Annotated in this window: 11 protein-coding genes and 1 pseudogene; 9 read left to right on the top strand and 3 right to left on the bottom strand. The window is 67.0% G+C overall.

The genetic code is table 11. The annotated features are described in order from the left end of the window. Window positions 1-811, top strand: an 811-nt coding sequence (locus Voc01_RS52380) for a hypothetical protein (RefSeq protein WP_203935296.1), incomplete at its 5' end; no start/stop codon positions are given. Window positions 812-1546: 735 nt separating this feature from the next. Beyond that, window positions 1547-1801: a hypothetical protein gene (locus Voc01_RS52375; protein ID WP_203935295.1), complete on the top strand. Its 255-nt coding sequence runs from the start codon at window positions 1547-1549 to the stop codon at window positions 1799-1801. Between the two features lie 120 nt (window positions 1802-1921). On the opposite strand, the gene Voc01_RS52370 is transcribed toward Voc01_RS52375, so the two are convergent. Then, the gene (locus tag Voc01_RS52370; RefSeq protein WP_203935294.1) at window positions 1922-2410 is read right to left on the bottom strand and encodes a WapI family immunity protein; all 489 of its coding nucleotides are present in this window, start codon (window positions 2408-2410) and stop codon (window positions 1922-1924) included. 134 nt (window positions 2411-2544) lie between these two features. Here Voc01_RS52370 and Voc01_RS52365 point away from each other — a divergent pair, with 134 nt between their 5' ends. Next, window positions 2545-3039, top strand: a complete 495-nt coding sequence (locus tag Voc01_RS52365; RefSeq protein ID WP_203935293.1) for a site-specific integrase — start codon at window positions 2545-2547, stop codon at window positions 3037-3039. 302 nt (window positions 3040-3341) lie between these two features. Here the strand turns inward: Voc01_RS52365 and ltrA are convergent, their stop codons facing one another. Continuing rightward, window positions 3342-4733: a group II intron reverse transcriptase/maturase gene (gene ltrA, locus Voc01_RS52360; protein WP_239161121.1), complete on the bottom strand. Its 1392-nt coding sequence runs from the start codon at window positions 4731-4733 to the stop codon at window positions 3342-3344. Between the two features lie 617 nt (window positions 4734-5350). Here ltrA and Voc01_RS55010 point away from each other — a divergent pair. Then, window positions 5351-5578 carry a tyrosine-type recombinase/integrase gene (locus Voc01_RS55010; RefSeq protein WP_373873990.1) on the top strand — a complete coding sequence of 76 codons (228 nt, stop codon included), beginning with the start codon at window positions 5351-5353 and terminating at the stop codon, window positions 5576-5578. 587 nt (window positions 5579-6165) lie between these two features. Next, window positions 6166-6867: a hypothetical protein gene (locus Voc01_RS52350; protein WP_203935291.1), complete on the top strand. Its 702-nt coding sequence runs from the start codon at window positions 6166-6168 to the stop codon at window positions 6865-6867. Between the two features lie 328 nt (window positions 6868-7195). Here the strand turns inward: Voc01_RS52350 and Voc01_RS52345 are convergent, their stop codons facing one another. After that, on the bottom strand, window positions 7196-7849 hold the full coding sequence (locus tag Voc01_RS52345) for a hypothetical protein (protein WP_203935290.1): 654 nt from the start codon (window positions 7847-7849) through the stop codon (window positions 7196-7198). A gap of 162 nt (window positions 7850-8011) precedes the next feature. Here Voc01_RS52345 and Voc01_RS55140 point away from each other — a divergent pair, with 162 nt between their 5' ends. The 4 genes and pseudogenes from Voc01_RS55140 to Voc01_RS52330 all read left to right on the top strand — a co-directional run bounded on the left by Voc01_RS55140 (window position 8012) and on the right by Voc01_RS52330 (window position 11670). After that, window positions 8012-8344, top strand: a complete 333-nt coding sequence (locus Voc01_RS55140; protein ID WP_239161120.1) for a YxiG-like protein — start codon at window positions 8012-8014, stop codon at window positions 8342-8344. Further along, a pseudogene (locus tag Voc01_RS55135) lies at window positions 8232-8591 on the top strand (YxiG-like protein). The gene Voc01_RS55140 and the pseudogene Voc01_RS55135 overlap by 113 nt, the downstream one beginning before the upstream one ends. Window positions 8592-9117: 526 nt before the next feature. Next, window positions 9118-9582, top strand: coding sequence for a BTAD domain-containing putative transcriptional regulator (locus tag Voc01_RS55005; RefSeq protein ID WP_203935297.1), 465 nt, complete (start codon window positions 9118-9120; stop codon window positions 9580-9582). 573 nt (window positions 9583-10155) lie between these two features. After that, a complete protein-coding gene (locus Voc01_RS52330) occupies window positions 10156-11670 on the top strand; it encodes a hypothetical protein (RefSeq protein WP_203935289.1) in 1515 nt (504 codons plus the stop codon). Window positions 11671-12273 lie beyond the last annotated feature (603 nt).

Genomic DNA, 12273 nt, shown 5'->3' with positions numbered 1-12273 from the left:
CCGCCATGAGCGCTCACCCGATCACGGTGACATTGAGGTGGATCGAGAGACCATCTTGTGGATGCGGCGGATCGTTGCTGGCCCGTCGATGCTGTGTCATCGTGTTGCCGTGGCTGAGGAGCGGGCTGACCTGAGCCGCATGGTCGACGACATCGTGCGGGCCGCCTGGGCGGAGGAGCACTGGTGGCCGGACCCCGACATGCGGGCCTCGCTCGACGGTCTGACCGCTGACGATCCGAAGTCCGTCGCGGTAGGCATGTCGTATTTGTGGAACGATTTCATCGAGTATCCGAACGTATTCAAGGCAACGGTGCCGGCCGTCCGGTACGTGCTGGCGTTGCTGGATCGCAAGGTGGGCGGCGATGCGATGGTCCGTAGTCCGGACGGCAGACTCCGGCCGTTGCGAGGCCACCTGCTGACCTGGTTATCGGGCGTGGCCGACGCGGTCGGTGACGTCCGCGTCGGCGAGTTCGTCGAGCTTGTCGGATTTTCGCCGCTGACGTCCCCGACCTCGGTGTGGCACGCGGTCCGGCGACTCCGTCCCCGGATGTACGCGGCCGCCGCCGCGTTTCTGGACGACCCGCACCCCGGAGTTCGCCAGGAGGCGATCACCGCGGCGGTGGTGCTCGTACGAGTTCCGGAGTTGGCCGTCCACCGTCAGCACGTCGCCGCCGCGGCGCGAGGATTTCTGGACGCCTGCACAGACCCGGTGCGCAGGCAATCGGCAGAGGAGGCATTCCAGGAGTTGAGCCCGACGTACCTCGCCGACGAACCGGTACCGGAGCAGCCGGAATCCGATGTGATGCACTGACCTGCCACCCGTGGTTCGTCGCTGCGGCGCGTCAATGTGTGGGGTTGCGTATGCAGCGGCGGCGGAACTCGTTGTGCCATCGCCGTACCTGCTGGTCGTCGTGGAGGAGGTCGCCGCTTGCGGTGGCCGGCAGGTTGATGCCGTTTAGAAGATCGAGTGCCCGCTGGACGACCTCGTCCTCGACGAGGTCCCCGGTGGTGCCGGCATGCCATCGACTCACCCACTGTCGCCGCTCCCTGAAGACTGACCCCCGGGCGCTCCGTGGGTTCGAGCACCGCGGGGTCAATCTTCGCGGAGCGTTGACACCCACCGGTCCGCCTCGTCGCGGGTGCGGGCGCCGTCCGACACGGCGGTGAACCAGAAGTCCACCTCGTCCCGGGTCGGCTGTGCCGGCTCAGTCGTCACCGGTCAAGCCCGGCAGTCCAACGGCGCGCACATCTGCCGCCCTGCGCGCGGCCTCAACGTTCCGCATATGTCTCGTCAGCTGTGATCACGAACGGACTCGCCGGGGCCGTATCGTTCTGGACGAACCGGTCGCGTGACCCGCAGATAACGGCCGGCTCCTCAAGCTTTCCAGGGTGATGAACCGCCGGGTCGCCGCGCTGATCTCTTCCTGATCTGTGCCGGAACACCTGATTTGCCTGCTGGAGCGGGTATCGGAACGTAACGCGATGGGGCTGTCCACACGGCCAAATGCGGTGTGCCCGGTAGCTGGACCGATCTACGGTGCACCACGTGACACTTGCAGATAACCTCACCGACTGGACCGACTCGGACGGGGCCGCGTACGAGCTGGGGCGAGCGCTGGGTCTGTTCGCCGGGCGAACTTTCCTTGACGTCAAGGGCGTTTTCTGGGACAACAATCCGCTGGGCAACGGTCTCCACGATGCCCTACTGCTCCTTGTCCGAGCTGGTGTCCTTGAGGTACGGGACGGCGAAGATCAGTTCCGATGGAACCCCACGGCAGGGCAACCTTGGGCCGAGGTCTGAGCACGTTGAGTCAGATGTAGAAGTGCGGCGATCCGCCACGACTCACACAGGCGTTCGACGCTTGAAGCTGCCACTGATCGCGCACATCTGCCGCGTTCGGGTTGACTTGCGTTGCCCAAGTCAATGGTCGGGGTACGGCGCGATCTCTGCGTCCCAGTCGTCCGCCGCCTGCAGAAGATGCTCCCGGTCCACTTCACACCTGACACGGTACGGGCTGCCCGCAGCGCGTCGAGGCTGCCAAGGCGGGGCGAACTCCAGATCCAGACCGATGTCGATCAGCGCAGCTCTCCGCGCCCACCCAACGAGAGCCAGCGACAGGTTGGGCTCCACGAACGACAACGTGGCCGCCGGTCCCTCGGTGCCGCCGGGACCCGCCAGGCGCGATTCCTCGGCGTCGGCGATACTCCTAAGCCACGCACTCAACCGTGGCGACTCGTCGCAGGTCAACGCCGGGTAGCGCCAGCTCCAGGATCCCTCGGCGCAGGTCGCGGTGCCCTCGACCATGTGCCAGCTGCAGCGCTTCGCCCGGTCATCCGCATCCGGGAACTGAAAGCCGACCACCCGCATGTCAACGCCGTACCCGGCGACTCCCCACAGCTGCACGATCATCAGTCTGCAACACCGCCGTGGCGTCCGGATTTGCCGCTCCGGGCGCGGTAGCGCTCGCCGCCGCTGGTGACGCACGGTCAGATATGGCTGCCTTCCCCGTTTCCAACGCTTGTGTCGCGTCGTCTGATCAAATTGTGCTGCGGGCGGCGGTCGCCGCCTACCTGGGCCGCTATCGCGGCCAGACCCGCCTCCACACCAACTCCGACCTACGGATCTTCCTCCGCTGGTGCGACGAGCAGGACCTGGAACCGCTCGCGGCGGTCCGCACCGACATCGAGCGATACGTGCGCTGGCTGCAGGAGATCCGCCGGTTCCAGCCCTCAACCGTGTCACGGCGGTTGTCGATCGTGGTCGGCTTCTACCGCGTCTGCGTCATCGACGGCCTCCTGCCGCACTCACCCGCCGACTACGTCCGACGACCACCCGTCCCGGCCGAGTCCCCGACCCTCGGGCTGGGACACCTCCAGTTCGAGGCACTGATCACCACCGCCCGACTGTCGAGGAACCCGAACGACTTCGCGCTCGTCGCACTTCTCGGTCTCCTCGGGCTGCGATCTTCGAGGCCTGCGGCGCCAGCATCGCCGACCTCGGAGAGGAACACGGCCACCGCGTCCTACGCGTACGCGTAAGGGCGCCAAAGTCGTCCTCGTTCCGCTGCCACCAGCGGTCAGCCGAGCCATCGACCGATCCGTTGGCGACCGCGACGACGGCCCGATCCTGCGCAACACCCTCGGTGGCCGCATGGACCGGCACGCCGCCACCCGACGGCTCAAGCACCTCGCCGCCACCGCAGGGATCCGGATGCCGCACATGCATCCGTTGAGTCGGCCCGGGGCGCGGTTTCGGTGTTGCCACCGGCCCGTTTCCCCGGGCCGCTCGCCGAACCCGCCGTGCCGATCTCTCGGCAACGGGCTCTCCACGGTGTCTGCCGTCAGGCGGTGGTTCGGGTCGGCCATGGATTGGGGATCTTGTTGCCCCGGTAGGTGTAACGCGTGACCGTCACACTGTTCAGCCGGAAGTACTCGATCCCGCCGGCTGCGATCCGCCATTTCCCGTCCGGGGTGATCAGGTGGCGGCGCAGCTGTCTCCAACTCCAGCGGTGGCGGGCCTTCACCATGCGTATCAGCCTCCACCAGGTGAAGGCGTCCAGCTTGCTGAAGGTCCACTTCGCCACGGCATGCTTGAAGTAGTTGGCCCATCCGCGCATGAGCATCCCCAACCGGGTCAGCACATACGCCAGATGCCCTTGCGATGTCCTGCCTGTGATGGCACGGATCTTCGTCTTGACCGCGCGAACCGCGCGCGGGGCGATGAAGGTGTAGACGTACCACTTGGTCGAGCCCCGCTTGCGTTTCCACCGGATGCGGAAGCCGAGGAACTCGAACCCCTCGCTCATGTGGACCACTCGGGTCTTGGCCGGTGACAGCCGTAAACCCAATGGTGCCAGGGTATGAGCGATATCTTCGCGCAACGCTTCGGTGTGCTCGCGCGTGCCGTTGACCAGGACCACGAAGTCGTCGGCGTACCGGATGATCCGCCACGTCGACTCGCCCCTAGACCTTCGGTAGTTGCGTTTGCCCGAGGTCGACATCCGACCGCCGGGCCGCCATGGCGCCATCACGTGCTCGTCGAGCACGGACAGAGCGATGTTGGCCAGCAGCGGGGACAGGATGCCTCCCTGCGGCGTGCCGGTATGGGTGTCCTGCCGGTCGCCGAGCTCGGTGAGCACGCCGGCCTTGAGGAACGCCTTCACCAACGCCAGGACACGCTTGTCCCCGACTCGCGCCCGCACCCGATCCATGAGAGCCGGGTGCGAGATGGAGTCGAAACACGCCTCGATGTCCGCATCGAGCACCCAGCGGTAGCCGCGGGTGCCGAAATGATGAATCTCAGCGACTGCGTCCTGAGCCCGCCGCTTGGGCCGAAACCCATACGAGACCGGCAGAAAGTCGGCCTCGAAGATGGGCTCCAGCACCAGTTTCAGCGCCGCCTGCACGACCCGGTCCGCAACCGTCGGTATCCCGAGCTTGCGGACCTTACCCGACCCACCCGGTTTCGGGATCTTCCGTTCCCGGACCGGCAAAGGCCGGAACGAACCGTCTTTGACGGCGGCTCGCAGGTCGTCCAGGAACCCTGGCACGCCCACCTGCTCCTCGATATCGGCGACCGTGAGGCCGTCAACACCGGGCGTGCGCGCCCCCAGGTTTCCCGCGACCCGGGTGAACGCCACGATCAGCGTCGCCGGGTCGCACACGAAGTTGAACAGGTCATCGAACCTGCGGCCACGATCGGCCGCCGCCCAACGGTGAAGCTTGGCCTGCATCCCCGATACCCTCGACCACGGCCCACCCGGACCCGGTCGAGGAGCATCGCCATTCGGCGACGCGTCTTCCGGCATTGCAGCATCCATCCCTTCTCGATACCGCTGCCGCCCTTCCCCATGCGCACGGGCTTTCCCCGGCTCGGAGTACTACGGCGGCTCCGCCCCGTCCCGGACCGATCAGCGGTCGATGCGCCCAGCCCCACCACCCGCCGGACGCGGGCGGCCAAGGCGAGACCCGGAACGGTTCCCGTGTTCGCTGAGATTCGCTCGACGAAGGAGGAGCCCGGCTGTGTCCCTGCGGCATCGCTGCGGGTACGCCGCAGACCTTCCCCGCAGCCTCCCTAGCGGCATATGCCATCCGCCTCAGGAGTTCCCCGACCCGCCTCGGCCGGGTGCGCACCGCTTCCAGCCCACATCCACCAGGTTCGAGCTGGCGCCTCATCAAGGGACTGTCAACACCGGTTCTTCGCGTACTCCTCTCCGTCCCGCTTGCCGGACCCGGGACCATCTGGCAGTACTGGCCCGTCCCGTCGTTGTCGGGGCCGCTTCCACCCTCCCCGGCACCACCCGGATCAGGCTGCCCCCAGCTCCACCTCCCTGCTGCGACAGGGCCGGCGGTGAAGGTCTCCCACCTCCACTCGAACCTCAACGCCTCACGGCGCACCCACATGCTCCGGCACACGTTCGTGACCACCATGCTCGACGCCGGCGTCAGCCTCCGCGATGTCCAGATCGCCGCCCGCCACGCCGACCCGAGAACCACCATGCGCTACGACCGAGCACGCAAGAACCTCGACCGCCACGCCAACTACATCCTCGCCGCCTTCATGGCCTCCGGAACCTGATCGAGAGCGCCGATCGGCTCACGGTGTCGGCGCTCACGTAATTGACCCGTCGGAGCCAGAGTCGCTCACGTAATTGACCCGGACGCCGCTCGTCGTGCCCGCACCGCGCTCGTGATGTTCATGGAGGGAACGACGAGCGATAGGCGGTCTGGAACGGCGCAACGCAGCGGGCCTCCAGACATCCCTGACTACGGAGAGTCGAAGCCTTACGGCACGGCCGGAGGCAGCTGGTTCCCCGCTTGCTGCGCCGCTGCCGATTCCGTGGCTGCGGGGCTCCGGCTTGCTACCCGACCACGTCGCACGTTGTGAGCGCCTCGCCGTATCGGTGCTGTTCGCCGGACGCGCTCGCTCATCGGAGCGATGTCGCTCAGGACGAGCGGTTCGGCGAGTCGAGCCGCAAAGCAATCGATCGGCGACCCTGGGGCTGGGTCAATTCCGTGAGCCGACCCCAGGTCAATCGCGTGAGCGTCCACAACGGCTTTGCCGTTGTGCGCACCCGATCACGGCATCGGTGCGGGCGACCGAGAGATCATCATGTGGATGCTGCGACCGTCATCGGCTCGTCGATGCTGTGTCATCATGCGGCCGTGGCTGAGGAGCAGGCTGACCTGAGCGCCATGGTCGAGGACATCGTGCGGGCCGGCCAGGCGGAGGAGTACTGGTGGGCGGACCCCGACATGCGGGCGTTGCTGCACGGCCTGGCCGCTGACGATCCGCAGTCCATCGAGATGGGCCTGTCGTATCTGTGGGGCTCGTTTGTCGAGTATCCGAATGTGTTCCGGCCGGCGGTGCCGGCCGTCCAGTACGTGCTGGCGCTACTGGATCGCAAAGCGGCCGGCGAGACGGTGATCCGGAGCCCGGACGGCAGACTCCGGCCGTTGCGAGGGCACCTGCTGACCTGGTTGTCGGATGTGGCCGACGCGGTCGGTGACGTCCGTGAGCGCGAGTTCGTCGAGCTCGCCGGATACTCGCCGCTGGAGTCCCCGACTTCCGCGTGGCACGCGGTCCGCCAGCTCCGTCCCCAGATGTACGAGGCCGCCGCGGCGTATCTGGACGACCCGCACCTCGGTGCTCGGCAGGAAGCGATCACCGTGGCAGTGGTGCTGGTACGGGTGCCGGAGCTGGCCGTTCACCGTCAGCGCATCGCCGCTGCGGCGCGAGCATTTCTGGAGGCGCGCACCGACCCGGTGCGCCGGCGATGGGCTGATGAAGCTTTCCGGGAGTTGAGCCCGACGTACGTCGCCGACCAACCGGTAGAGACGCAGCCAGAACCCGATCGGATGCACTGACCTGCCGTTGGTCGATTAACACACAACCTGACGAAGATCCGAAGGTCGGGCACTCGGTCATGCCGATGAGCGGATGCCGTTCGACTGTCGCCGGTCACGTCGGCGTAGGCCGCGTGCGTCTCGTCGAGGCGGCGCTGTGCCTCGACCAAAAGGCCGTTCGCGGCGACGACGTGCGCGCATCCGCGTAGTACCTCACCGGTTGGGAAGTGTTCGGCGGTGAGACGCTGGTGGCGGGCGGCGAGCTTGCTGGTGTCGCTGTATGCGCGGTATGCCGTACGCGCCGATGGTCCCCGGCCGGACCTCATCACGGATCGCCTTCGCCGCCGGGTCACTGGGAGGACGGTTCCTTGGTCCAGGGCTCGCCCGGCCCGGCCCGGTAGGCGCTCGCGCCCGGCTCGAGGTCGAGCACGTCGAGCAACGTGGGGTCGTGCTCGACGGCGTGGTGAAGGTGACTGAGCCTGCCCGTGGCAGGGTCGGCGTCGCTCGCGCCGATGAGTTGCCAGAGTCCGTCGTCGGCTTCGTGGCTGACGTACAAAATCGGCTCTGTCCGCGCGAAGATCTCACCGGTCTGGATGCTGGTCGTGCCCAGCAGCCAGTGCTTCATCCACCGCGCGCGGCGGTCGCGCTCCATGACGTGGTCCACCACCCACCAGATGAACGGCAGGTCCTCGTGTGCGCGGGCTTCGATTGCCGTCAGGTCGGGGCCACCCTCGGGTACTCGCTCGAACGGTTCGTCGACGAGCGAGCAGGCGTAGCTGTCCTCTTTGTCGAAGACGATCGCGTGGAAGCTGGCACCGCCTGGATTCCCGGCTCCGATCCCTACGGTGAGCCGTCCGACGGGGTGCTCCGACCCGGTCGTCCAGCCGAACGCGTATGACGCGAGTTCACCGTGCGGCCCGACGAACTCGCCGAAGGCGCGCCGCTCGGTACCCGTCCCGATCTGCGTCTCGGTCAGCCTGCCCTCAATCACCTTCAGGTTCACGCGGCCAACCTACAACGGAGCCCACCACCAGGCCGTGAACGTCCGCTATGCCGCAGACCGGGCGCCTCGGGTCGCCGGCGATCGTGACGCTCCGTTCGTCGCCTCGACCGGTGGGCACGGCCAGTGCGCGGTCGCGCCGATGAGATGACGTCGGCAGCGGCTGTGATCAAGCGTGTGGACGCCGTCCGTCTCCGACGACGCGGGTTCGACGAGCGGAAGGCCATGGTGAAAGATCTGCTCCTGGACGGGGCAGGCATGCAGGAAGCGTTTGACGAGGTCTTCGAGCAGGCGATCGTGTTCCATGGCTTCGCGGATTACATGCGCGACTATGATGTCTTCGTCTACACGACTGCCGACCCGCGCACAGGGATCGTCCCGCAGCATCTTCGGTTCCGATTCAAGCACTGGTGTCTACGCGGCGGCTACGTCCGCCCTCTCGTCGCAGGTTTGGAGCGAATCGCTCGACCGGCTCGTTGTTTACGACCAAGGTTGTGACCTCGAGGGGTACGTCTGGGGCGTCAAATGGTAGAGCCTGTACCCGGGGATGAGGCTGGTAAGCGAGTCTATCGACGCTGACCGTTGGTCCCGTTCCCTCGGCATTCCGTTCTACGAAGCAACCATCGGAACGAACGGGCACAATCTGTCGCTCGTCTTCTCCGACCTGATCGTCGACGTCGCGGTGGGGTACGCACCGTTCGTTGTGCCGGACGACGGGCCCGAGTCCGTGATTCCTCCCCCATGAACCGGTGGGCGAGCAAGCGTGATCAGACATACGGACGTGGTCGCTATCGCAGTTGCGACTACAAACTCGATTTGTTGTCGATCGACGGCTCAGCTCAAGGGCTCTTCAGCATCCGGTAATGCCGCTCAACGGGATATCGGACCGGCACCGACACGAGATACCGATCCACGGGTCCGCTGTCGGCCGAGTACGTAACCGACGCACCGCCCACCAGAGCGGGATCGGACGGCGAGCCGCCCTGCGGCAGCACGAACAGGCGGGGCAACGGAGGGCAATGCCATGCAGTTCCAGATGCTCGGTCCCCTGGGGGTCCGCGACGGTGACGGTTGGTCGGAAATCCGGGCCGCCCGCTAGCGACCAATCCTGGCCGTCCTGCTGTTGCGGCCGGGCTGCGTGGTGAGCGGAGAACGGCTCGCACGTGAGATCTGGGCGAGTACCCGCCTCAGACCTCGCTCGGGACCGTGCAGACCTACGTGATGCGGCTGCGCCCGCGGGATCCTGGCGGACTCGGTAGTGAAACGGGCGGATACGAGCTTGCCGTCATACCAGCCGGCGTCGGCGCGGTCCAGTTCGAACAGCTCACGGCGAGCGGGCGCCGCGACCTGGCCACGGCGACCCAGAGACCGCGGCGGCGCACCTGACCGACGGCCGGGCGCTGTGGCACGGGCCGGCCCCGGCCGACGTCGGGAATCGTTCGAGCATGTCATCGGCCCACCGGGCTGTCCATGCCGCACCTGTGCGGCATGGACACGTCACCGCGCCGACGACGAGCATCGACGGGTACCCATGGTCGACGGAGGCCGGCTGCTGCCGGAACATTCGCACCGCGGTGATCGCCGTGATCGCGCCACTCGCTGGTCCGACGTGTCACATCTACGCCAGGGACGTGTCGGATGGGCAGGCTGAGCAGGCCAGGATCGCGCAGCAGGAACTGACAGCCGCCGCAAACTGCTCAACGAATCAACTCAGGGACACGGGTCAATGTCATTGATACAGAGTTGCGACAGGAGGCAAAATCATTGGGATTACCCGAGAAGTATACGACTGGGGGGACGTGTGGTCGTCACACGGCCGCCCGCTGATGTCCCGGATGACCCGAGGTGACCGGCCCGGCAGAGGGGTCGGTTACGCAGCAAGAGTTATCGTTGTGGTCGGCGTTGCCGTCGTGGCTGGTGTGTTACTCGCATTGGTCCGGCCGGTGACCAGGCTGCTCGGCTACATTGCGCCGCTTGTGTGGCATGGCGCGGCGCATACCGTGCGGGCCGTTGCCACGTGCGTACGTTCTGTCACGCGATCCACAAGAGCCGGTCTCCATGCCTTGGGTCGGCGGTCCGGCGCACTGCGGCCGACGTGGCCGCAATTCGCCCGGCCGGGCCGTGCGGTCCTTGCTCGGGCCGCCGCTGTGGTGTTCATCGTCGGCGGTCCCGCAACGGCGATCGCGATCGCGCCACCAGGCGTTAGCGAGCCCCTGCGTTGCAAGGTGAGCAGGGCTCCGTTGCCGGGTGGGATGGCTGATTGCCGCTCGGCGCGGTCAGACGCACGGCGTCGAGTCGACACCGTGCGCGTGACCTCGCTCTCGGCGCTGCTCACCGCGCTCGGGCTCACTCCGCTCGCGGTCGCGGCGGCGCCCGGCGGTGGCATCACGATCACGGCGGCGCCGACCGGTTCCGGTGTGGGTGGTACTGCGGTCACAGCCGACGGTTCGGCGACTCCCGGCGCCGCGGCGTCCGGTGACACGGCATCGGGCGGACCGACGCGGTCCGGCGGTGCGGTACCAGCTGCGGGGGCGACCGACGGCGGCTTCACCGGCACAGGGTCATCGAGCGCTGAATCATCGAGCGGTGAATCATCCAGTGCGCAGTCACCGGACGGTCCGGCGGCAACGGGTTCGGCGTTCGGGCCGTACAGCTCGGCGCAGGAGGGTCCAGACGCGGCCGAGGCCGCGGACGACGCTGCGGGTCGAGACCTCAGTTTCACTGGAAGTGCGTTCCGAGGTGCGGGCCTGTCGGTGTCCGTCACAACCGACGGAGACCTGACCGTTGCGCCGGGGTGGGGCTATGCGCTGAGCACCTCCATGGGCGAGGTGCCGGCGAACCCCACGGAGAGCAGTATCGGCCTCCAGGGCCAGTTGTCGGCGCTCGGCTTCAACAGTTCGGGCAGCGTCCGTGCCTCTCGTAGCGGTCTCACCATGCGGATCACAGCCACCAGAGACCTTCCCGGCGGCCTGGAGGTCGGCTACGGCTGGGACTTCACACTCGACGGCAATGGCCTGTCGATCGTCCCGACGGCGGACAATGAGCGCGGGACCGCGTTATACGCCAAGGGCTGGACCAGGGATCTGGGTTGGGTCGACCGCGATTCGTTCTTCACGGGCTACATCGCCCCGGCGTTCACGTTCGCGCGGGAGGACCGCGACGCGATCCTCGGGGCGATCTTTGGTCGCGAAGGCCCGCCGGTCGAGGAGTCGGAGTTCATGGACCGCGACGCCGCGTGGGCAGAGCGGTTGAAGCCCTACGAAGGGCCGGTCTTCGACAATCCGGCGCTTCCGCCCGACGATGATCCGTACTCCGATGATCCGTACTCGGATCCGTTGGGAGATGAACCGGACGCGGACGAGCCATACTCGATGGATCCGACCGCTGATCCGCTGGCCGACGGTCCGGATGCGGGCGACAGCGTGGACGCCGGGTACGGCGATGTTGACGGCTTCGACGCCGGTGACGTGACCGGTCCCGGTGGCTGGGCCGAAGGAGACCCCGGTTTCACCGCCGACGATGCCGGATACGGCGACGACGGTGACACCGGTTTCGGTGACGGTGACGGATACGGTGGCGCGGAGGCTGGCGAAGTCGAGTCCGATGGTTCGGACGGCTACGGCGGTTCGGAGTCCGATGGTTCGGACGGCTACGGCGGTTCGGAGTCCGGCGGTTCGGACGGCTACGGCGGTTCGAGCAGCTACGGCGGTTCAGACTCTGGCGGTTCGAGCAGCAGTTCCGGTGACTCGGGCGGCTCGACGGGTTCGGGCAGCACCGCCAGCGGCGGGTTCAGTACCAGCTCCACCGGAGACGGCGGCTTTTAGGCACCGCCAGCCAGTACGTCGTTGACCCGTGACCGAGCGGGTCGGTCGGGACTTCCAACCTCTCGACCGACCCGCTCCATCGTCAACCACTGGAGGCTGCAGCGGCGAGGACCGCGCGGGCGCGCTGGCCGAGATCCGGTGACGTTGCCGCACGCTGCCACGGCCGGCAACGCAAAGGTTGATAGCGCTGGGCGTTCAAATGGAGTAATCCACGACGCTCGATTTGGTCGGCTATCGGAAGGTCCTACGAGCCCGTTACACTCAGACCATCCGAGGAGTTACGACAGCTCGCCACCGATCCGGTCCGCCCGGTGCGCCTCTGGACAGCACGCAACGAGCGGACCCTGCCCGACGGCCTCGCTCGGCTCTTACGACAGCGACAAGTCGGTGCGGATCAATGCCCTGCTGAACCCCGCGACGCCCACCGCCGCGGTGGAACATCTGGTACGGACATCGTCTGCGGACTTGCGTGACGACCTGATAGTTCACCACCCGAACGCGACGACCTCCCTGCGCGATGACCTTCGTCGACGCGGAGCGTGTGCTGCCCGGAGCCGTGCGCAGGTAAATACGCCTTCGACTAATGATCCAGCGCACTGATTT

It is taken from the genome of Virgisporangium ochraceum (genome assembly GCF_016863655.1).
In the GTDB taxonomy this organism is placed as follows: Bacteria; Actinomycetota; Actinomycetes; order Mycobacteriales; family Micromonosporaceae; genus Virgisporangium; species Virgisporangium ochraceum.
The sequence above is the reverse complement of the archived record's forward strand: the minus strand, read 5'-3'. Positions and strand labels throughout refer to the sequence as shown.

Bases quoted from the DNA above. Each gene is read 5' to 3' on its own strand.
- ltrA (WP_239161121.1), bottom strand. From the start codon at position 4,733: ATGCAGGCCAAGCTTCACCGTTGGGCGGCGGCCGATCGTGGCCGCAGG.
- Voc01_RS52370 (WP_203935294.1), bottom strand. From the start codon at position 2,410: ATGATCGTGCAGCTGTGGGGAGTCGCCGGGTACGGCGTTGACATGCGG.